Origin of the sequence: Roseomonas sp. GC11 (genome assembly GCF_024437745.1) — a bacterium.
GTDB lineage: Bacteria > Pseudomonadota > Alphaproteobacteria > Acetobacterales > Acetobacteraceae > Pseudoroseomonas.
Window position 1 is genome coordinate 15165 of sequence record NZ_JANFNY010000017.1, and the last position, 19596, is coordinate 34760.

Genomic DNA, 19596 nt, shown 5'->3' on the forward strand with positions numbered 1-19596 from the left:
CTTCCCCTCACTCTTTCTTAGGACTCTTCTCCGCGCCCTTGGCCGCCGAGGCCGCCAGTGGCGCCACCAGATCCGCCAGGTGCCCGATCTCGGACAGGCGCAGCCCGTCATGGGCCGTGGCGGCGCGCCCGCCGCGCGCCACGCGGCGCGGCAGCATGGCGGCGGCGAAGCCCAGCTTGGCGGCCTCGCGCAGGCGGGTATCGGTCTGCGACACCTGCCGCACCTCGCCCGAGAGGCCGATCTCCCCGAAAAAGACCATATCCGGGTCTGTCGGCCGGTCCGTGGCGGCGGAGACGAGCCCCCCCCCCACGGCGAGGTCCGCCGCCGGCTCGCTGACGCGCAGCCCGCCGGCGATGTTCAGATAGACGTCATTCTGCCCGAGGCTGACGCGGCAGCGGCTTTCCAGCACGGCCATCAGCATGGCCAGCCGCCCGGAATCCCACCCCACCACCTGCCGCCGGGGCGAGCCGCCGGAGGCGGAGGGCGAGAGCAGCACCTGGATCTCGACCAGGACGGGCCTTGTGCCTTCCATCCCCGCGAAGACGGCGCTGCCAGAAATATTGCCACGCCGCTCGGCCAGGAAGAGGGCGGAGGGGTTGGCCACCTCCACCAGCCCGCGATCCGTCATCTCGAAGACGCCGATCTCGTCGGTGGCGCCGAAGCGGTTCTTCACCGCGCGCAGGATGCGGAACTGGTGGCCGCGGTCGCCTTCGAAATAGAGGGTGGCGTCCACCATGTGCTCCAGCACGCGCGGGCCGGCCAGCGTGCCTTCCTTCGTCACATGCCCCACCAGCACCACGGCGAAGTTGCGCGTCTTGGCCAGCCGCGTCAGCTCGGCGGCGCAGGCGCGCACCTGGCTGACCGTGCCGGGGGCGGAGTCCAGGCTGTCCAGCCAGACCGTCTGGATGGAGTCGATGATGACGAGGGTGGCCTCCTTCTCCTCCTCCAGGCTGGCCGCGATGTCGCGCAGGCTGGTGGTGGCGGCGAGGCCGAGCGGGCTGTCCTGCAGGCCGAGGCGCAGCGCGCGCAGGCGCACCTGGTCGATCGCCTCCTCGCCCGAGATATAGAGGACGCGCCGCCCGGCATTGGCGATGCGCGCCGCCGCCTGGAGCAGGATGGTGGATTTGCCGATGCCCGGATCGCCGCCCACCAGGATGACGCTGCCGGGGACGAAGCCGCCGCCCAGCACCCGGTCCAGCTCCGCCATGCCGCTGACAGTGCGCGGCGGTGGCGCGGCGCGGCCCTTCAGGGCGACGAATTCCAGCCTGCGCCCGCCCGCCGACTTGCCGGCGGGGCCGGGGGCGCGCGGGGCCTCCGGCTGCTCCTCGACGATGGTGTTCCATTCGCCGCAGGTGTCGCAGCGGCCCTGCCAGCGCGGCGCGACGGCGCCGCAGTTCTGGCAGACAAAGCGGGCGGTGGATTTGGCCATGCGGCTTATATGGGACGAAAAGGGAACAAAGGCGAGTGGCTCTCTGGGAGGGCTCCGCCCTCCCAGACCCACCCGCCGGGGTGGCGCGGCCACCCCGGACCCCGCGATCCGTTGGCGCTTTCTGATGGCGGGGTCCGGGGGGACCCTGTCCCCCCGGCGGGGGTCAGGGGGCGGAGCCCCCTGGTTACTTCCGCAGTTCCATGGTGATCGGCCCTTCGCGCTCGCCATTGGCGAACTGGTCCACCATGGGGTTGCCGCTGTGGCCCAGGGTGGCGGCGGGGCCGGTCCAGACCATGCGGCCCTTGTGCAGCATGGCCGCCGTCTCGCCGATGCGCCGCGCGCTGGCCATGTCATGCGTGATGGAGACGGCGGTGGCGCCGAGCGTCTTCACGCAGTCGACGATCAGCCCGTCGATCACCGCGCCCATGATGGGGTCGAGGCCGGTGGTCGGCTCGTCGAAGAAGATGATCTCCGGCCGCGCGGCGATGGCGCGGGCCAGGCCCACGCGCTTCTGCATGCCGCCCGAGAGCTCGCTGGGCGAGAGGTCGCCGACGCTGGGGGCGAGGCCGACCTGGGCCAGCACCTCCGCCGCGTGGTCGCGGGCGCGGGCGCGGGTGATGCGCTTCTGCGCCAGCAGCTTGAAGCAGACATTTTCCCAGACCGGCAGGCTGTCGAACAGCGCGCCATTCTGGAACAGCATGCCGATGCGGTCGTTCAGCGCCTCGCGCTCGCGCCGCTTCATGCGCAGGATGTCGCGGCCGTCGATCTCGATGCTGCCGGCATCGGGCTGGATCAGCCCGAGGATGCACTTGATCGTCACAGACTTGCCGGAGCCCGAGCCGCCCAGGATGACCATGCCCTGGCCGGCCTGGATGTCGAGGTCCACGCCATCCAGCACCGTCTTGGCGCCGAAGCGCTTGGTCAGGCCGCGCAGGCGGATCTTGGGGGGGGTGCTCATCAGCCGAAGAACATCGCGGTCAGCACATAGTCGAGTGCGAGGATGAGGATGGAGGAGGCGACGACGGCGCTGGTGGTCGCCGCCCCCACGCCCTGCGCGCCGCCACGGCTGTTATAGCCGTGGTAGCAGCCCATCAGCGTGATGACGAAGCCGAACACCGCCGCCTTCACCAGCCCGGAGAGGACATCCTCCGGCTGGACGAAGTTCAGCGTGGAGGTGAGGTAGGTGATGGAGGTGAAGTTGAGCTGCGTGGTGCCCACCAGCCAGCCGCCCATCACGCCCAGGATATCGGCCACCACCACCAGCAGCGGCATGGCGATTGTGCCCGCCAGCAGGCGCGGCGCCACCAGATACTTCATCGGGTTGGTGGAGAGGGTGGTGAGCGCGTCGATCTGGTCGGTGACGCGCATGGTGCCGATCTCGGCGGCGAAGGCGGCGCCGATGCGCCCGGCCACCATCAGCCCCGCCAGCACCGGGCCCAGCTCGCGCGTGATGGAGAGCACGACGACATTGGCGATCGCGCTTTCCGCCCCGAAGCGGGAGAAGCCGGAATAGGATTGCAGCGCCAGCACCATGCCGGTGAAGACGGCGGTGAGGGAGACGACCGGCAGGGAGAAATAGCCGATCTCCAGGAAGGCGCGCAGCACGAGGCGCGGGTAGAAGGGCGGCCGCACCACATGCGAGACGCCCGCCAGCGCGAAGAGGGCGACGGCGCCGAGGGCGCGGCAGGCGCCCAGCGCGCCGCGCCCGATGGCCGCCAGGAAGGAGAGGATCAGGGTCAAGTCGCGGCTACCGCTTCATGCCGGGAGGTAGCGCCGCCGGTAGCGGGCGCCGAGGGAGGTGAGGATCTCATAGCCGATCGTGCCGGCCAGCGCCGCCACCTGGTCCGGCGTCTGCGCCGGGCCGACCAGCTCCACCCGGTCCCCCGGTCGGGCTTCCGGCGCATCGGTGATGTCGAGGGTGATGAGGTCCATCGAGACGCGCCCGGCCAGCGGTACCGCCACCCCGTGCAGCACGCCGATGCCCTTGCCCGAGAGGGCGCGGAGATAGCCATCGGCATAGCCCGCGGCGATGGTGGCGATGCGGCTGGGCCGCGCCGCCGTCCAGGTCGCGCCATAGCCGACGCTGGTGCCCGCCGGCACCTGCCGCACCTGGAGGATGGGCAGGGTGAGGCGCATCACCTGCCGCATCGGGTTGGGCCGGCCCGGCGTCGGGTTGATGCCGTAGAGGGCGCAGCCGGGGCGGGCGAGGTCGGAGGCCCAGGCCTCGCCCAGGAACAGCCCGGCGGAATTGGCGAAGCTGCCGGGCAGGCCGGGCAGCGCCGCCCGCGCGGCGGCGAAGCGCGCCGCCTGCACCACGTTCAGCGGGTGGGCGGGCTCATCGGCGCAGGCCAGATGCGTCATGACATAGCGCAGGCCCAGCGCCGCGAGGTCGCCGGCCACGGCGCCCAGCTGCGCGGCGTTCAGCCCCAGCCGCTCCATGCCGGTATCCACATGCAGGATGGCACCGGTGCGGCCGGCGGCGCGCGCCTCGGCGATGTCCTCCGGGCTGTTCAGCACGGGGGTGAGGCCGGCGCCCCCATCAGCGCCCCCATCGGCATTGGGCGGGAAGCCGCCGAGCACGCCCACCATCGGGCCGTGGCCGAGCGCCTCGCGCAGGGCCAGACCCTCGGCGAACTGGGCGACGAAGAAGTGGCGGCAGCCGGCTTCCGCCAGGGCGCGCGCCACCGGGGCGGCGCCGAGGCCATAGCCATCCGCCTTCACCACCCCGGCCACCGGGCCGCTGGCGTGGCGGGCGGAGAGGTCGCGCCAATTGGCCACGATGGCGCCGAGATCGATGACCAGCTCGCCCTCGAAGGCCGCCAGCGGGCGGAGAGTGTCCATGCTGTCCGCCTCAGTAGTCGCTGCCGCCATGCTGGTCCCCGTGCGTGATGTCCAGGTCGCCGAAGCGGGTGAACTCCGCCTCGAAGAAGAGCGGGATGGTGCCGGTGGGGCCGTGGCGCTGCTTGGCCACGATCAGGTCGGCCCGGTTGTAGGCCTTCTCCATGCGGTCGCGCCAGGAGGTGTGGGCGGCCTCGAACTTCTCCAGGTTGTCGAAGTTGGTCTGCTTCGGCTCCTGCATCTTCAGGTAATAATCGTCGCGGTAGACGAACATCACCATATCGGCATCCTGCTCGATCGAGCCGGATTCACGCAGGTCGGCCAGCTGCGGGCGCTTGTCCTCGCGGTTCTCCACCTGGCGGGAGAGCTGGGACAGGGCGATGACCGGCACCGCCAGTTCCTTGGCGATGGCCTTCAGCCCCTGGGTGATCTGGCTGATTTCCTGCACGCGGTTCTCGGGGCGGGAGCCGGCGGCGGGGCGCATCAGCTGGAGGTAGTCGACCACGATCAGGTCCAGCCCGCGCGTGCGCTTGAGGCGGCGGCAGCGCGTGCGCATGGCGGAGATGGTGATGGCCGGCGTGTCGTCGATGAAGAGCGGCAGGCGGGCGAGGTCGCGGCTGACCTCGACGAAGCGGTCGAAATCGCGCTGCTGGATCTCGCCGCGGCGGATGCGGTCGCCCGAGATGCGGCTTTCCTCGGAGAGGAGGCGGGTGGCGAGCTGGTCCGCGCTCATTTCGAGGGAGAAGAGGGCGCAGCCGCCCCGCGGCACGGCGCCGGGGCCGTGCTCATCCTCCGCCGCGCGCAGCAGGGATTTGGCGGCGCCGAAGGCGATCTTGGTGGCCAGCGCCGTCTTGCCCATGCCGGGGCGGCCGGCGAGGATCACCAGGTCCGAGGGGTGCAGGCCGCCGGTCTTGGCATCGAGGTCGCGCAGGCCGGAAGGCAGGCCGGAGACGCCGCCGCCGCTGGTGAAGGCCTTCTCGGCCAGGCTCACCGCATCGGTCAGGGCGCGGTTGAAGGTGACGAAGCCACCCTCCGAGCCGCCATCCTTGGCGAGGTCGAACAGCGCCTGCTCGGCCGCTTCCAGCTGCTCGCGCGCTTCCAGCCCCTCCTCGGCGCCGAAGGCGCGGTTCACCACCGTCTCGCCGAGGTCGATCAGCTGGCGGCGCAGCCAGCAGTCATGGATGACCTTGCCGTATTCGCCGGCATTGATGATGCCGACCATGGCCGAGAGCAGTCGCGCCAGATAGGCGGAGCCGCCGACATCATCGAGCAGGCCGGAATGCTCGAACTCGGCGCGCAGGGTGACGGCATCGGCCAGCTGCCCGGCCTCGATGCGGCGCTGGATGGCGGCGAAGATGCGGCCATGCACCGGGTCGGCGAAATGCTCGGGCGCGAGGAACTCGGAGACGCGCTCATAGGCCTTGTTGTTGGCCAGCAGGGCGCCCAGCAACGCCTGTTCCGCCTGGGAATTGGAGGGGGGGAGGCGCTGCGACAGGCCAAGCAGCCCTTCACCGGGCGGGGGAACGCTGTTCATGCGCCTAATCTAGACCGGACCCGCCCCGGCAGGCGAGGCTCGCCCTGTGGATAACGGGGATGATGCGAGAGGGAAACAGGGGGCTCCGCCCCCTGACCCCCGCCGGGGTGGCGGGGCCACCCCGAACCCCGCCATCAGTCAGGACGCTTCAAACTGACGGGAGATCCAAGAACCTCAGCGTCTTGGTGGGGGTCCAGGGGGCAAAGCCCCCTGGCCTCGGCCTGGATCATGTAGTCGCGGGCGAGGGGCAGGGTATCGACCCGGCGCGTCAGCTGCAGCTGCCAGTTCATATGCCCCATGCGGCGGAAGGCGAGTTCCGAGCCGGCCAGATAGAACTCGAACATCCGGCAGAAGCGCTCATCGTAGAGGCTCTGGATGGCGTCGCGGTTGGCGGCGAAGCGGCGGCGCCAGTGGGCGAGGGTCTGGGCATAGTGCAGCCGCAGGATTTCGATATCGGTGGCCCAGAGGCCGGATTTCTCCACCGCCGGCAGCACCTCCGAGAGGGCCGGGGAATAGCCGCCGGGGAAGATGTAGCGGGCGATCCAGGGGTTGGTGCTGCCCGGCCCGTCGCTGCGGCCGATGGCGTGGATGAGGGCCACGCCATCCTCCTTCAGCGCGCCGCGCAGGGTGCGGAAGAAGCCGCGGTAATGGTCGATCCCCACATGCTCGAACATGCCGACGGAGACGACGCGGTCCACCGGCTGCCGCCAGTCGCGGTAATCCATCAGCTCGAAGCGGACGCGGTCGGCAAGGCCCGCTTCCTCCGCCCGCGCGCGGGCCAGCTGAAGCTGCTCGGTGGAGAGGGTGATGCCGGTGACGCGGGCGCCATATTCCCGCGCCAGGTACAGCGCCATGCCGCCCCAGCCGCAGCCGATGTCCAGCACGGTGAGGTCCGGCTGGTCGAGCTTCAGCTTGGCGGCGATGTGGCGCTTCTTGGCCTCCTGGGCTTCCTCCAGGGTTTCCTGCCCGGTGGGGAAATAGGCGCAGGAATATTGCCGGTCCCGGTCGAGGAAGAGGGCATAGAGCCGGCCATTGAGGTCGTAGTGGTGCGCCACGTTGCGGCGGGCGCGGCTGGCGGGGTTCAGCTGGTCCAGATGGCGGCGCAGCCAGCGCAGCTTTTCCATCAGCGCCTCGGCCGGGTGGCCATGGGCCATCAGGTTCAGCACCAGCACGTCCATCATCTCGTAGAGGGAGCCGTCGAGCGGGGTGATCTCCCCGTCCATATAGCCCTCGCCAAGGGCCAGGGCGGGGTTGGTGAGCAACCGCCATTCGGCGCGGCGGGTGCGGATATTCATCCCGGCGGAGGGGCCGTCGGTGCCACGATAGACGCGGCAGGTGCCATCGGGATAGCGAACCGTCAGGGTCCCGCAACGGATCATGCGGGACAGAACGCGGTCGAACAGCATTGTCCGGACCTTTCCTTCTCCACAGCCGATGAAGCCTGGGATGGGTCTGGGTTACTGTCCATTCAAGCGGATGGGAGAGAGTTTACGACTTCTCCATGAAATTTTGGTGGCGAAGCGATGGCGGGGCATCGCCGCGGTGGCGGCGCGGCCCGTGGGCCTGTTCGCTCCCGCCCCACCCGCGCCCGGTCGCAGCCCTGGCGCCCCGCCTCTCCACCAGACGGCGGCAGCCTGACAGAAAAGCGGCAGCCTGAAAAAAAACCTCTCCCCGGGTGGGGGAGAGGTTTCTTCCGGTCTGTGCTCCTGGCCCCTGGGGAGGGGCGCGGGATCACTCTTCCGTGGCGGCGCCCAGTTCGGAGAGCTCGGCGGCCAGTTCGGCCTCCAGGCTCTCTTCCTCGGCCTGCTGCTCGGCGCGGAGGTCCTCGCCGCGGGCCTGCTTCTCGGCTTCCTCGACCGAGCGGGCGACGTTGACGGCGACCGGCAGCAGGACTTCCGGATGCAGCTCGACCTTCACCTGGGTGATGCCCAGGGTCTTGATCGGCTGCTCCAGCAGCACCTGGCTGCGGGCCACGGTCAGGCCGGCGTCCTTGACGGCGTCGGCGATGTCGCGGCTGGAGACGGAGCCGTAGAGGCCGCCCGACTCGCCGGCCTGGCGGATGATGACGACGGTCAGGCCGTCCATCCGCTCGGCCACGCGCTCGGCCTCCTCGCGGCGCTTGAGGTTGAGGGCCTCAAGCTGGGCGCGCTCACGCTCGAAGCGGGCGAGGTTCTCCTTGTTGGCGCGGATGGCCTTGCCCTTGGGGAGGAGGAAGTTGCGGGCATAGCCCGGGCGGACCTTCACCAGCTCGCCCATCTGGCCGAGCTTGTCGACCCGCTGCATCAGGATGACTTCGATCATCGGTGTAACCCCGATCTCACATGTTGGCGGGCGGGTTGCGGCGCCCGTACTGTTCGAGGAGGCCGAGCGCCACGAGGATCAGGGCGCCCGGCAGGCTGAAGACGAGAATCAGGACGTAGAGCAGGATCAGCAGCGGCAGGCGCCCGCTGAACCCGGCGAGGCGGGTGTGCATGGCCGCCAGCCCCTGGAGCACCAGCGGCACGCCGAGGACGAGGCAGAGCGACATCGGCAGCAGGTCCCCCCCCGCATCGGCGAGCGCCCAGAGCAGCCCGGCGATGCCCGGCAGGGCCGGGTACCAGACGGGCAGCCGGGCGGCGCGCCAGGCCGGGGAGGGCGCCAGGGCGAGGCCGCGGCGCAGCAGGAAGCCCTGCGCGCCGGCGGCGTTCGCCACCAGCACCAGCGCCGTCCAGAGGGACAGCGCCATGGCCTGCAGCCGCATGATCTGCTGCACCACCGCCTCGGAGGCGGTGGCGCCCATGCGGGCCATGCCGGTTTCCACCGCCTCGCGCAGCGCGCCCTCCAGCCCGCCATCGCCGGCGGCGAGCGCCACCAGCAGCAGCAGGCCGGCCGGCCAGAGGCCGAGCAGCGCCAGCGGCAGGCCGAGCCCCAGGCGCTGCCCCCCGGCCTGTCCCAGGGACTGCCCCATGGACGGACCCGCCGGGGCGGAGCCTTCCTGGGGACGCAGCGCGGTGGTCACCAGCAGCAGCGCCGGCCCGCCATAGAGGGCGAGCCAGAACAGCAGCGGCAGCCCGCCGGCGGTGGCGAGGATCGCCAGCGCACCGGTGGCGGTGGCGATGCCGAGGGCGAGCTGGCCGAAGCCGAGCCCGGCGAGGAACAGCGGCAGCGGCGACAGCCAGAACAGCCCCATGCCGCCGGGCAGGCCGCGGAAGGCGGCCAGCGCGGCGATGGCGGAGACGAGCCCGCCCGCCGCCCCCGCCAGGAGGCGGGGATCGTCGGTCAGGCCAGTCGGGGGGCTGCCCGTTGCCAAGGTGCCGGTCCTGCGGTCAGGTCCTGGTCCCGTCCGCTGCCGTCAGTCGTTGATGACGTAGGGCAGCAGGGCCAGGAAGCGGGCGCGCTTGATGGCGTTGGCCAGCTCGCGCTGCTTCTTCCCCGACACGGCGGTGATCCGGGAGGGGACGATCTTGCCGCGCTCGCTCAGGAAGCGCGACAGCAGGCGCACGTCCTTGTAGTCGATCTTCGGCGCGTTCGGGCCGGAGAAGGGGCAGGACTTGCGGCGGCGGTAGAACGGCCGGCGGGCGCCCACGGCGGGGCGGCGGGCGGCGATGTTCAGCTCGGTGGTGTCGGACATGATCGATTACTCCTCGCCGCCGTTCACGTCGGCTTCGTCGCGCGAGCGGGCGCGATATTCCTCACGGTCGTCGTTCCGCTCGCGGCGGCCCGAGGAGAAGCGGCCGGCGGCCGGGCGCGGGCCGCGGAAGCCGCGGTCACGCTCGCGGTCGTCACCGCGCTTGGCGAGGATGGCGGAGGGGGCGTCGTCGATCGCCTCGATGCGGATCGTCATGTGGCGCAGCACGTCCTCGTTGAGGCCGAGCTGGCGGGCCACTTCCTGCTCCGCGGCCGCCGCGCAGTCGAGACCGAGGAGCATGTAGTGCCCCTTGCGGTTCTTCTTGATGCGGTAGGCCAGGCCACGCAGGCCCCAGTATTCGCGCTTCTTCACCTCGCCACCGGCTTCGGTGACGACGCTGGCGACCTGGTCGGCGATGGCTTCGACCTGCGCCTGCGTCAGGTCGTTACGTGCGATCAGCACGGTCTCGTACAGCGGCATGGGATCTCCCTGTGGCTGTCTCAGCCCGGGTCCGCTCCGGCCCATGCCGGAGGGCGCAAACGGGCATAGCCGGGCGTGATGCCTCACGCGCCCGGCAGGGGAGCCGCGCTAGAACCATATTTCCCGCCCCGCAGCAAGCAGAAAGGCCACAGCCCGGCCCGGATTCGCGCCCGATTCGCCCCGGATGGCGCGCTGGCGTTGACAGGGTGTTTCCTCCCCGTTACCCCGCCCACCCTCAGACACCGAATATTCCCGGAAGGGTCCGCCCTGGCGGCGCCCTGGACCGGGGACCATCCTGAGGAAAGCCGTCACAGCATGTCGATCGCCTTCGTCTTCCCCGGCCAGGGTAGCCAGGCCGTCGGCATGGGCCGCGAGCTGGCCGAGGCCTTCGCCCCCGCCCGCGAGGTGTTCGAGGCGGTCGACGAGACGCTGAAGCAGAACCTCTCCCGCCTCATCTTCGAGGGGCCGGCCGAGGAGCTGACGCTGACCGCCAACACCCAGCCCGCGCTGATGGCCATGAGCCTCGCCGTGCTGCGCGTGCTGGAGAAGGAAGGCGGGCTGGACCTGAAGGCGCGCGTCGCCCTGGTGGCCGGCCACAGCCTGGGCGAATACAGCGCCCTGGCGGCGGCGGGCAGCCTCGACATCGCGACCGCGGCGCGGCTGCTGCGGCTGCGCGGCGAGGCGATGCAGAAGGCGGTGCCCGCCGGCCTCGGCGCCATGGCCGCGCTGCTCGGCGCCGAGATGGCCCAGGCGCAGGAAATCTGCGCCCGCGCCGCTACTGCCCCCGAGGGCGCGCGCGAGGTGGTCGAGGCCGCCAATGACAATGGCGGCGGGCAGGTGGTGATCTCCGGCCATCGCGGCGCGGTGGAGCGCGCGGTGGCCCTGGCCAAGGCCGAGGGCATCAAGCGCGCCATGCTGCTGCCGGTCTCCGCCCCCTTCCACTGCTCGCTGATGGCGCCCGCCGCCGATGCCATGGCCGAGGCCCTGGCCGCGGTGGAGCTGCGCGCGCCGCTGGTGCCGGTGGTGGCCAATGTGACCGCCGCCAAGGCGACCGACCCGGCCGAGATCCGCGACCTGCTCGTCCGCCAGGTAACGGGCACGGTGCGCTGGCGTGAATGCGTGGCCACCATGACCGGGCTCGGCTGCGACCGCTTCATCGAGATCGGCGCCGGCAAGGTGCTGAGCGGGCTGATGAAGCGCCTCGCCCCTGAGGCCCAGGCGATGTCGGTGGGCTCCCCCGCCGAGATCGAGGCCTTCCTGAAGACGCTCTGAGGAGAGCCCGCGCGATGTTCCGACTGGATGGCAAGGTGGCGCTGGTGACGGGCGCCACGGGCGGCATTGGCGCCGCCATCGCCCGCACGCTGCACCGCCAGGGGGCGAAGGTCGCCCTCTCCGGCACGCGCGAATCGGTGCTGGCCGAGCTGGCGGCCGAGCTGGGGGAGGGCGTCCTCGTCGCCCCCGCCAACCTCTCCGACCCCGCCGCCCCCGCCGCCCTGGTGGAGCAGGTGGAGGCCGGGCTGGGCCGGCTGGACATCCTGGTCAACAATGCCGGCTTCACCCGCGATGGCCTGGCCATGCGGATGTCGGACAAGGACTGGGCGGATGTGCTGGAGGTCGATCTGGCCGCCCCCTTCCGCCTCGCCCGCGCCGCCATGCGCGGCATGATGAAGCGCCGCGCGGGGCGCATCATCTCCATCGCCTCGATCGTCGGCGTGACCGGCAATCCGGGGCAGGCGAATTATTCCGCCGCCAAGGCCGGGCTGATCGGCATGAGCAAGTCGCTGGCCCAGGAACTGGCCAGCCGCGGCATCACGGTGAACGTGGTGGCGCCGGGCTTCATCCGCACGCCGATGACCGATGCGCTGAACGCGCAGCAGAAGGAACGGCTGATGGAGCGGATTCCGCTCGGCCGGATGGGCGAGGCCGATGACATTGCCGCGGCGGTGGCCTATCTGGCCGCTGACGAGGCCAGCTGGGTGACGGGCACCACCCTCCACGTCAATGGCGGGATGGCGATGCCCTGAAACGGGCGGGCCGGGAATCCGTTTTCCTCGGGTATCAGTTCCCGCGGGAAATCTGTTCCCCGGCCGGCTTCCATGTTAATGCCGCGCGGTCTGAGGCCGGGGATCGTCCCCGGCAGGGCAGCCGGCAAGCGTCTGCAAGCAGGAGAGACTCGGGCGATGAGCGATACCGCCGAGAAGGTGAAGAAGATCGTTGTCGAGCACCTCGGCGTCGAGGAGGCCAAGGTGACCGACACCGCCTCCTTCATCGACGACCTGGGCGCCGACAGCCTCGACACGGTCGAGCTGGTGATGGCCTTCGAAGAGGCCTTTGGCGTCGAGATCCCGGACGATGCGGCCGAGAAGATCACGACCGTCAAGGACGCGATCGACTACATCGAGGCGCAGAAGGCCGCCTGAAGGCCTTCCCTCCGCGCCACCTTTGCGTACGCCCTTGGGGAGATAACGCGTGTTCGGTTCTCTGACGACGCCGCGCCGCGTCGTCGTCACCGGGATGGGCATTGCCTGCCCGCTTGGCGTCGGCGTCGCGAATGTGTGGCAGCGGATGCTGGCGGGCGAGAGCGGCATTGGCCCGATCAGCCTGTTCGATGCCAAGGACCTGCCGGCGCGGATCGCCGGTGAGGTCCCGGCCGGTTCCAAGGCCGAGGGGAAGCTCGAATTCAACGAGTGGATCCCGGTCAAGGACCAGAAAAAGATGGACCGCTTCATCCAGTTCGCCCTCGTGGCGGCGACGGAAGCGGTCGAGGACTCCGGCTGGGTGCCCGAGTCGGAGGACGAGAAGAACGCCACCGGCGTGATGATCGGCTCCGGCATCGGCGGCCTGCCGACCATCGCCGAGAATGCCCAGCTCGTGGCCCAGGGCAAGGCGCGGCGGCTCTCGCCCTTCTTCATTCCCTCCGCCCTGATCAACCTGGCCTCCGGCCATGTCTCGATCAAATACGGCTTCAAGGGCCCGAACCACGCCGTGGTCACGGCCTGCGCCACCGGCGTCCACGCGCTGGGCGACGCGGCGCGCCTCATCGCGCTCGGCGATGCCGATGTGATGGTGGCCGGCGGGGCCGAGGCGGCGATCTGCGACATCGGCATGGCCGGCTTCTGTGCCGCCCGCGCCCTGTCCACCGGCTTCAACGACACCCCCACCGCCGGCTCCCGCCCCTGGGATGCCGACCGGGACGGCTTCGTCATGGGCGAGGGCGCGGGCGTCATGGTGCTCGAGGAGTACGAGCACGCGAAGAAGCGCGGCGCCAAGATCTATGGCGAGGTGATCGGCTACGGCATGTCCGGCGACGCCTACCACATCACCGCCCCGGCGGAGGGCCATGATGGCGCCTACCGGGCGATGAAGGCGGCGCTGAGGAGTGCCGGGCTCACGCCGGACCAGATCCAGTACGTCAATGCCCACGGCACCTCGACGCCGATGGGGGACGACCTGGAGCTGGAAGCGGTCGAGCGCATGTTCGGCGATGCGGCGAAGGGCCTCGCCATGTCCTCCACCAAGTCGGCCACCGGGCATCTGCTCGGCGCGGCGGGCGCGGTCGAGGGCATCTTCTCCATCCTGGCGCTGCGCGACCAGGTGGCGCCGCCGACGCTGAACCTGCACAAGCCCTCGAAGGAGAGCGTGGTGGACCGCGTGGCGCTGGAAGCCCAGCCCCGCAGGATCGAGGTCGCGCTGTCCAACAGCTTCGGCTTCGGTGGCACCAACGCCTCCATCCTGTTCCGCAAGGCGCCCTGAGGCCCCTTCGCGGCAGCGCCTGCGGAAGCGTGACTGGCCGGGGGGCTGCGAGGCCCCCCGTGCCCTCCCATCTCTCCCGCCGTGGAGGGCAAGGCTCCCCGGCCTTCGCCCGGCACTGACAAAGGCGGATTGATGCGCAGATTTCTCCTGGCGGCCTGTGCCCTGGTCCTGCTGGCCGGTGGCGGCGGCGCCTGGTGGGCGCGGGAGCACTATCTCTCCCCCGGCCCCTTGCCCCAGCCGGCCGCCATCGTGGTCGAGCGCGGCGGCACCGACACCATCGCCCGGACCCTGGCCGAACGCGGCGCCCTGCGGGAGCCCTGGCTGTTCCCCGCCGCCGTCTGGCTGACGCGCGGGGAGGGGCCGCTGCGCGCGGGCGAATATCTCTTCCCGGCCGGGGCCTCGCTGCGCGAGGTGCTGGAGGTGCTGCGCAGCGCCCGCCCGGTGCAGCGCCGCCTCACCCTGCCCGAGGGGCTGACCGCCCGGCAGATGGCCGCGCTGATCACCCAGGCGGAGGGGATGGCGGGCGACACCCCGGCCTTCGGCGAGGGCGAGCTGCTGCCCGAGACCTATGCCTATCAATGGGGTGACAGCCGCGCCGCGCTGGTGCGCCGCGCCGGGGTGGCGATGCGCGAGACGCTGGAGCGGCTGTGGAAGGAGCGGGCGGAGGGCCTGCCCCTCGCCTCGGCGCGCGATGCGCTGGTGCTGGCCTCGATCGTCGAGCGCGAGACGGGGGTGAGGGAGGAGCGTGCCCGCGTCGCCGGGGTGTTCCTCAACCGGCTGCGGCGCGGCATGCCGCTGCAGTCGGACCCGACGGTGGCCTATGCGGCGGCGGAGGGCGGCACGCTGGACCGCCCCCTGACGCGGGCGGACCTGGACCGCGACCACCCCTTCAACACCTACCGCAACCGCGGGCTGCCGCCGGGGCCGATCGCCAGCCCGGGGGTGGAGGCGCTGCGCGCCGTGCTCCAGCCCGCCGCCACCGAGGATCTCTATTTCGTGGCGGATGGCAGCGGGGGGCACGCCTTCGCCCGCACGCTGGAGGAGCATAACCGCAACGTTGCCCGCTGGCGCGCCATCGAGCGGCAGCGGAGCCGAAGTGAGTAAAGCGCCGGGGGAACTGAGTTCCCCCGGACCCCCACATTCGTTGGAGCTTTACTGAACGCGGGGTCCGGGGTGGCCGTGCCACCCCGGCCGGAGGGTCTGGGAGGGCGGAGCCCTCCCAGGGACAGAGCAAGCTGGGTCTGGGAGGGCGGAGCCCTCCCAGGAGGCTAGCGCTCCTGCGCGGTCTGCACGGCCTGGGCCAGATGCTCGATCAGCGGGTCCGTGATGTGGAGCTGGCGCAGCCCCTCGCGTGTGTTGAACAGGTATTCCGCCGCGCTGCCGAGTTCGCCGCGCGCGGTGGCGAGGCGGCGGACCACCTCCGGCTCCGGCAGGTCGGCATATTGCGGGGCGGCGGTGTTGATGACGAAGGCGATGCCGTGGCCGAAGACCTGGCCATCCTCGCCGAGCAGGGGCATCCAGCGCGGGATATAGGCGCCGGTCAGCATCTCCCGCTGCCAGATCAGGGAGAGTTCCTCCACCAGCGCCTCATCCGGCAGGCGGAAGGCGACGCCCTCGCAACTGCCGCCCGCATCCAGCGCCAGGACGAGGCCGGGATTCTCCGGCGAGCCGCGCCCGACCGGGGTGGAGAGGCAGAAATGCCGCCGCCAGCCCTCGATGCGGGCGCGCCGGCTCTCGGCATAGAGGATGGTGGGGTTCCAGATCAGCGAGCCATAGCCGAAGAGCCAGACATGCGCCGCCCCTTCGGGCCGCGTCGCCAGGGTGTGGCGGAGGGAGGCGGCGCGCTCGGCTTCGGTCAGCAGGGGCAGGTCGGCGCGCTCGCGCACCATGCGGTCCACCGCGCCGCTGCGCAGCGACTCGCGGGAGAGCAGGTCCGGCGCGGCGGGGCCTTCCGCCGCGAGGGCGGCTTCCCCGGCGAGCGGGGCGGGGGGGAGTTTCTCAGGGTCGGCCAAGCCGCGCCTCCGGTGGGGAGCGAAAGCCGGGATATGCCAGCAAAACCACCCCCCCTGGAACCGCCGGCGGTGCCGGTGCCGGGATTTCTTTGCGGGTGTGTCAGGCGAGGGCGGCCCAGCCGCTCCAGCCCATGTAGAGGCCAACCAGCAGGATGAGCGCGGCCGAGGCATAGGGGGCGCGGGCGGCCACGCGGTCGAAAAGGCCGGACCAGTGGCGCCCGGCCTGCCGCACGCCCACCGCCGCGGCCACGCCGACCGTGACCATCACCGCCGCGAGGCCGATGGAAAAGCCCGTCACCAGCGTGGCGCCCAGGGCGAATTCGCGCAGTTGCAGGCAGAGCAGCAGCACGGTGATGGCGGCGGGGCAGGGGATCAGCCCGCCGGTCAGGCCGAAGAGGGCGATCTGTGGCGTTGTCACCGCGCGGCCGGCGAAGCGGCGCTCGATCTCGGCGGCATGGGCGCGGGCATGGGCGTCGCCGGCCCCGTGCTCCTCGCCGTGGTGGTGATCGTCTTCGGCGAAGGCGAGGCGGTGCGGGGCCTCGCCGGGGGCCAGGCGCAGCAGGGCGGTGAAGGCGTGGGGCTCCGGGATTTCCTCGCGCGATTCGAGGAAGGCGCCGCGCGCGGTGAAGGTGAAGCCCTGCCGCGTGCCATCCGGGCGCAGGGTCTCCAGCGTGATGCCCTGGGGCGGGCGGCGCGTGTGCAGGCGCCAGCGCGGGGGGACGCCGTCCTCGAAGATCTCCAGGGTGAGTTCGCCCTCCGGCGTGGGGATGTGGTGGTAGGCGGCGTGGTGATGGTGAGGGTCCCGCTGGTCCTGGTCCTGGCGGATGCGCCGGAGCATCCACAGCGCCACGCCGATGACGATGAGGCCGGAGGCGAGCTGGAAATAGGGCTCGGCCGTGGCGGCGTCGAAGCGCCCGGCATAGTGCAGGCCGAGCAGGGCGACGACCCAGACCACCAGCGTGTGGGAGAAGGCCGCCGCGAGGCCGAGCAGCACGGCCTGCCCGATGCTGCCGCGGATGGCGATGATGAAGGCGGCCATCATGGTCTTGGAGTGCCCTGGCTCCAGCCCGTGCAGCGCGCCGAGCAGGATGGCGGAGGGGATGAAGAGCCAGGCATGGGCGCTGCCTTCCCGCAGCAGGTCGGCGAAGCCGGTCATGGCCTGTCCCTCACTTCAGATAGCTGCGGATGACGTCGAGGAGTTCCTCGGTGGCGTTTTCGTCGAGGGCGCCGGGGTGGCGTTCGGGGTCCACGAGGTGGTGGCGGATGTGGTCCTCGACGACCTCGCCCATCAGCCCGGCGAGGGCGCCGCGGGCGGCGGCGAGGAGGTGCATCACCTTGTCACAGCCCTCCTCCGCTTCCAGCGCGCGCTCGACGGCCTCGATCTGCCCGCGCAGGCGGCGGGTGCGGGCGAGGAGCTTCTGTTTCCCGTGAATCGTGTGCGTCATGCCTATAGCATAGGGGGGGTAGGGTATATAGGCCGAGTGTTTTCTGCCGGGAGGTCCAGGAACCTCAGGTTCCTGGTGGGGGTCCAGGGGGCGAAGCCCCCTGGCTTTTCTTCAGCTTCCCTGTCGCGGCTTGGCGGGCAGGCGGCTTGCCGCCCAGGCGCGCAGCCCGAGGGGGAGGGCCCCGGCGATGCGGGCCATGGCGTAGGTCGGCCAGGGATAGGCGATGCGCGTCCTGCCCTTTTTGAGACCCTCCACCGTCCTCCTGGCGGCTTCTTCCGGTTCCATCATGAAGGGCATGGGGAATTCGTTCACCGCCGTCATCGGCGTGCGGATATAGCCCGGGCAGATGGCATGCAGGCGCAGGCCGCGGGCGCGTTCCGTGGCATCGGTGGCCTCGGCCCAGCGCTGGATGGCGGCCTTGCTGGCGCAATAGGCGGCGGCGCCGGGGGCGGCGACGAAGGCCGCCACCGAGGCCACCACGCCGACGCGCCCGCGCACCCCATCCGCCCCCGCCGGCTGGAGGGCCATTGTTTCCAGGGCCGGCAGGGCGGTGTTGAGCACCCCCTGCACATTGGTCTCGAAGATGGCGCGCACCTGGGCCGCCGGCTCGGACTGGCCGCCGGTGCCGCCGGAGATGCCGGCATTGGCCAGCAGCAGGTCCAGCCCCTCCATCCCGCTGATCCAGGCGGCGCAGGCGGCGGCGTCGCGCACATCCAGCACCGTCCCGGCCACCGTGGCGCCCTGGGCGCGGCAGGCCTCGACACTGCCGGCGAGCCGCGCCGCGTCGCGCCCCGCCAGGTGCAGCACCGCCCCCGGCGTGGCGCAGGCCAGCGCCAGGGCCCGCCCCAGGCCGGAGGAGGCGCCGGTGATGGCGATGCGTCGCCAGGGAATGTTCGCCATGCCTTGCATCCTGTGGCCGAGGGGCAGAGAAGGCGCCGCATGGCCCTCTCTTCGATGACCGGATTTGCCCGCGCCGCGGGCACCCTGCCGGATGGCACGGGTTACGTGTGGGAACTGCGCAGCGTCAACGGGCGCGGCCTGGATGTGCGGCTGCGCCTGCCCGCCGGGATGGACCGGCTGGAGGCGCCGCTGCGCGAGGCGACCACCGCCCGCTTCCGGCGCGGCAACATCTCCGCCACGCTGACGCTGAAGCGGGAGGAGCGGGCGCCGCGCCTCGCCCCCGACCCGGCGGCGCTGGAGCAGGCGCTGGCCCTGGTGCTCTCGGTGGCGGCGCGGATTCCGGGCTGCCCGCCGCCGCGCGCCGAGTCGGTGCTGGCCCTGCCCGGCGTGCTGCGCCCCGCCACCGCCGCCGCGACGCCCGAGCAGGCGGAGGCCGAGGAGGCCGCGCAGCAGGCCGCGCTCGCCGCCGCCTATGCCGGGGCGCTCGAGTCGCTCGCCGCCTCCCGCCAGTCCGAGGGGGAGAAGCTGGACGCCATCCTGGGCGCGCTGCTGGACGAGATCGCGGCGCTGCGCGCGGCCGCGCTGGCCGAGGCGGCGCGCCAGCCCGCCGCCCACCGCGCCCGCCTGACCGCCGCCCTGGCCGAACTGCTGGAGGGCGAGAGCCGCGTGCCGGAGGAAAGGCTGGCCGCCGAGGTGGCGCTGCTGGCCCAGAAATCCGATGTGCGGGAGGAGCTGGACCGGCTCGGCGCGCATCTGGAGGCGGCGCGCGCCCTGCTGGCCAGCGGCGAGGCGGTGGGCCGGCGGCTGGAATTCCTCACCCAGGAATTCGGGCGCGAGGCCAATACGCTGGGCGCCAAATCGGCCTCCCTGGCGCTGACGCGCCATTCCCTCGACCTCAAGGCCGCCATCGAGCGGCTGCGCGAGCAGGCGGCGAACATCGAATGAACCGGATCTCCCGACGCGGCATCTGCCTTGTCCTCTCGGCGCCCTCGGGGGCCGGGAAATCCTCCGTCAGCCGCGCCCTGCTGGAGCGCGAGGCGGAGCTTCGCCTCTCCGTCAGCGCCACCACCCGCGCGCCGCGCCCGGGGGAGCAGGAGGGGGTGCATTACTTCTTCCGCAGCCTGGAGCAGTTCGAGGCGATGGAGGCCGCCGGCGAGATGCTGGAGAGCGCCCATGTCTTCGGCCGCCGCTACGGCACGCCGCGCGCGCCGGTGGAGCAGGCGCTGGCCGCCGGGCGGGATGTGATGTTCGACATCGACTGGCAGGGCCACCGGCTGCTGCGCCAGGCGCTGCCGGCCGATGTCGTCAGCGTCTTCCTGCTGCCGCCGAGCCTCGTGGAGCTGGAACGGCGCTTGCATGGCCGCGGGCAGGATTCCGCTGAAGAGATTGCCCGCCGTATGAGTGCCGCCCGCGACGAGATCAGCCACTGGGACGATTTCGACCATGTCCTGGTGAACAACGACTTCCACGAGACGGTGGATGCCGTGCGCGCCATCATCCACGCCGCGCGCAGCACGCGCGCCCGGCAGCCCTGGCTGCCCGGCTTCATCGACGGCCTGCTGCGGCCGTGAAGGGCAGGGCGGCGGCGCCCCTCCGGG

21 protein-coding genes are annotated in these 19596 nt (G+C 71.6%); 7 read left to right on the forward strand and 14 right to left on the reverse strand.

Annotated elements, in window-relative coordinates:
• Window positions 1-7: 7 nt before the first annotated feature.
• From radA to rpsF, 10 genes are all read right to left on the reverse strand, one after another.
• A complete protein-coding gene (gene radA, locus NON00_RS07300) occupies window positions 8-1429 on the reverse strand; it encodes a DNA repair protein RadA (RefSeq protein WP_256019172.1) in 1422 nt (473 codons plus the stop codon).
• Between the two features lie 184 nt (window positions 1430-1613).
• Entirely contained in the window at window positions 1614-2387 is a 774-nt protein-coding gene (locus tag NON00_RS07305; RefSeq protein WP_256019174.1) for an ABC transporter ATP-binding protein, read from the reverse strand.
• Window positions 2387-3169 (reverse strand): ABC transporter permease, encoded by a 783-nt coding sequence (locus NON00_RS07310; RefSeq protein ID WP_256019177.1) that lies wholly within the window; start codon window positions 3167-3169, stop codon window positions 2387-2389. The genes NON00_RS07305 and NON00_RS07310 overlap by 1 nt, the downstream gene beginning before the upstream one ends.
• 15 nt (window positions 3170-3184) lie before the next feature.
• Window positions 3185-4270 (reverse strand): alanine racemase, encoded by a 1086-nt coding sequence (gene alr, locus NON00_RS07315; RefSeq protein ID WP_256019179.1) that lies wholly within the window; start codon window positions 4268-4270, stop codon window positions 3185-3187.
• Between the two features lie 10 nt (window positions 4271-4280).
• The gene (locus NON00_RS07320) at window positions 4281-5801 is read right to left on the reverse strand and encodes a replicative DNA helicase (protein WP_256019181.1); all 1521 of its coding nucleotides are present in this window, start codon (window positions 5799-5801) and stop codon (window positions 4281-4283) included.
• Window positions 5802-5935: 134 nt separating this feature from the next.
• Window positions 5936-7207 carry a cyclopropane-fatty-acyl-phospholipid synthase family protein gene (locus tag NON00_RS07325; RefSeq protein ID WP_256019184.1) on the reverse strand — a complete coding sequence of 424 codons (1272 nt, stop codon included), beginning with the start codon at window positions 7205-7207 and terminating at the stop codon, window positions 5936-5938.
• A gap of 325 nt (window positions 7208-7532) precedes the next feature.
• A complete protein-coding gene (rplI, locus tag NON00_RS07330) occupies window positions 7533-8102 on the reverse strand; it encodes a 50S ribosomal protein L9 (RefSeq protein ID WP_256019186.1) in 570 nt (189 codons plus the stop codon).
• 16 nt (window positions 8103-8118) lie between these two features.
• The gene (locus NON00_RS07335; protein WP_256019188.1) at window positions 8119-9090 is read right to left on the reverse strand and encodes a DUF2232 domain-containing protein; all 972 of its coding nucleotides are present in this window, start codon (window positions 9088-9090) and stop codon (window positions 8119-8121) included.
• A 42-nt stretch (window positions 9091-9132) separates the two neighbouring features.
• A complete protein-coding gene (gene rpsR / locus NON00_RS07340; protein WP_256019189.1) occupies window positions 9133-9411 on the reverse strand; it encodes a 30S ribosomal protein S18 in 279 nt (92 codons plus the stop codon).
• Between the two features lie 6 nt (window positions 9412-9417).
• Window positions 9418-9888 carry a 30S ribosomal protein S6 gene (gene rpsF, locus NON00_RS07345; RefSeq protein WP_256019190.1) on the reverse strand — a complete coding sequence of 157 codons (471 nt, stop codon included), beginning with the start codon at window positions 9886-9888 and terminating at the stop codon, window positions 9418-9420.
• 315 nt (window positions 9889-10203) lie between these two features.
• Here rpsF and fabD point away from each other — a divergent pair, with 315 nt between their 5' ends.
• From fabD to mltG, 5 genes are all read left to right on the forward strand, one after another.
• Window positions 10204-11160, forward strand: a complete 957-nt coding sequence (fabD, locus tag NON00_RS07350) for an ACP S-malonyltransferase (protein ID WP_256019191.1) — start codon at window positions 10204-10206, stop codon at window positions 11158-11160.
• A 14-nt stretch (window positions 11161-11174) separates the two neighbouring features.
• Window positions 11175-11912, forward strand: coding sequence for a 3-oxoacyl-[acyl-carrier-protein] reductase (gene fabG / locus NON00_RS07355; protein WP_256019192.1), 738 nt, complete (start codon window positions 11175-11177; stop codon window positions 11910-11912).
• 156 nt (window positions 11913-12068) lie between these two features.
• Window positions 12069-12308: an acyl carrier protein gene (locus tag NON00_RS07360; RefSeq protein ID WP_076958170.1), complete on the forward strand. Its 240-nt coding sequence runs from the start codon at window positions 12069-12071 to the stop codon at window positions 12306-12308.
• 49 nt (window positions 12309-12357) lie between these two features.
• Window positions 12358-13641, forward strand: coding sequence for a beta-ketoacyl-ACP synthase II (gene fabF, locus NON00_RS07365; RefSeq protein ID WP_256019194.1), 1284 nt, complete (start codon window positions 12358-12360; stop codon window positions 13639-13641).
• Between the two features lie 132 nt (window positions 13642-13773).
• On the forward strand, window positions 13774-14745 hold the full coding sequence (mltG, locus tag NON00_RS07370; RefSeq protein ID WP_256019196.1) for an endolytic transglycosylase MltG: 972 nt from the start codon (window positions 13774-13776) through the stop codon (window positions 14743-14745).
• Window positions 14746-14909: 164 nt separating this feature from the next.
• Here the strand turns inward: mltG and NON00_RS07375 are convergent, their stop codons facing one another.
• From NON00_RS07375 to NON00_RS07390, 4 genes are all read right to left on the reverse strand, one after another.
• A complete protein-coding gene (locus NON00_RS07375) occupies window positions 14910-15653 on the reverse strand; it encodes a gamma-glutamylcyclotransferase (RefSeq protein ID WP_256019199.1) in 744 nt (247 codons plus the stop codon).
• Window positions 15654-15753: 100 nt separating this feature from the next.
• Window positions 15754-16809 carry a nickel/cobalt efflux protein RcnA gene (locus NON00_RS07380; RefSeq protein WP_256019201.1) on the reverse strand — a complete coding sequence of 352 codons (1056 nt, stop codon included), beginning with the start codon at window positions 16807-16809 and terminating at the stop codon, window positions 15754-15756.
• Window positions 16810-16819: 10 nt separating this feature from the next.
• On the reverse strand, window positions 16820-17098 hold the full coding sequence (locus NON00_RS07385) for a metal/formaldehyde-sensitive transcriptional repressor (protein ID WP_256019203.1): 279 nt from the start codon (window positions 17096-17098) through the stop codon (window positions 16820-16822).
• A 111-nt stretch (window positions 17099-17209) separates the two neighbouring features.
• Window positions 17210-17998, reverse strand: coding sequence for an SDR family NAD(P)-dependent oxidoreductase (locus NON00_RS07390; protein WP_370688686.1), 789 nt, complete (start codon window positions 17996-17998; stop codon window positions 17210-17212).
• 39 nt (window positions 17999-18037) lie between these two features.
• Here NON00_RS07390 and NON00_RS07395 point away from each other — a divergent pair, with 39 nt between their 5' ends.
• Entirely contained in the window at window positions 18038-18943 is a 906-nt protein-coding gene (locus NON00_RS07395; protein ID WP_256019205.1) for a YicC/YloC family endoribonuclease, read from the forward strand.
• Complete coding sequence (gene gmk, locus NON00_RS07400; protein WP_256019206.1) at window positions 18940-19569, forward strand: guanylate kinase; 630 nt, start codon at window positions 18940-18942, stop codon at window positions 19567-19569. Before NON00_RS07395 ends, gmk begins: the two co-directional genes overlap by 4 nt.
• The last annotated feature ends 27 nt before the right edge of the window (window positions 19570-19596 follow it).

Coding starts and splice junctions, on each gene's coding strand:
- NON00_RS07395 (WP_256019205.1), top strand. CDS start 18,038: ATGGCCCTCTCTTCGATGACCGGATTTGCCCGCGCCGCGGGCACCCTG.
- NON00_RS07380 (WP_256019201.1), bottom strand. CDS start 16,809: ATGACCGGCTTCGCCGACCTGCTGCGGGAAGGCAGCGCCCATGCCTGG.
- gmk (WP_256019206.1), top strand. CDS start 18,940: ATGAACCGGATCTCCCGACGCGGCATCTGCCTTGTCCTCTCGGCGCCC.
- NON00_RS07385 (WP_256019203.1), bottom strand. CDS start 17,098: ATGACGCACACGATTCACGGGAAACAGAAGCTCCTCGCCCGCACCCGC.
- NON00_RS07325 (WP_256019184.1), bottom strand. CDS start 7,207: ATGCTGTTCGACCGCGTTCTGTCCCGCATGATCCGTTGCGGGACCCTG.
- fabD (WP_256019191.1), top strand. CDS start 10,204: ATGTCGATCGCCTTCGTCTTCCCCGGCCAGGGTAGCCAGGCCGTCGGC.
- rplI (WP_256019186.1), bottom strand. CDS start 8,102: ATGATCGAAGTCATCCTGATGCAGCGGGTCGACAAGCTCGGCCAGATG.
- rpsR (WP_256019189.1), bottom strand. CDS start 9,411: ATGTCCGACACCACCGAGCTGAACATCGCCGCCCGCCGCCCCGCCGTG.
- NON00_RS07390 (WP_370688686.1), bottom strand. CDS start 17,998: ATGGCGAACATTCCCTGGCGACGCATCGCCATCACCGGCGCCTCCTCC.
- mltG (WP_256019196.1), top strand. CDS start 13,774: ATGCGCAGATTTCTCCTGGCGGCCTGTGCCCTGGTCCTGCTGGCCGGT.
- NON00_RS07360 (WP_076958170.1), top strand. CDS start 12,069: ATGAGCGATACCGCCGAGAAGGTGAAGAAGATCGTTGTCGAGCACCTC.
- alr (WP_256019179.1), bottom strand. CDS start 4,270: ATGGACACTCTCCGCCCGCTGGCGGCCTTCGAGGGCGAGCTGGTCATC.
- rpsF (WP_256019190.1), bottom strand. CDS start 9,888: ATGCCGCTGTACGAGACCGTGCTGATCGCACGTAACGACCTGACGCAG.
- radA (WP_256019172.1), bottom strand. CDS start 1,429: ATGGCCAAATCCACCGCCCGCTTTGTCTGCCAGAACTGCGGCGCCGTC.
- fabG (WP_256019192.1), top strand. CDS start 11,175: ATGTTCCGACTGGATGGCAAGGTGGCGCTGGTGACGGGCGCCACGGGC.
- NON00_RS07320 (WP_256019181.1), bottom strand. CDS start 5,801: ATGAACAGCGTTCCCCCGCCCGGTGAAGGGCTGCTTGGCCTGTCGCAG.
- NON00_RS07305 (WP_256019174.1), bottom strand. CDS start 2,387: ATGAGCACCCCCCCCAAGATCCGCCTGCGCGGCCTGACCAAGCGCTTC.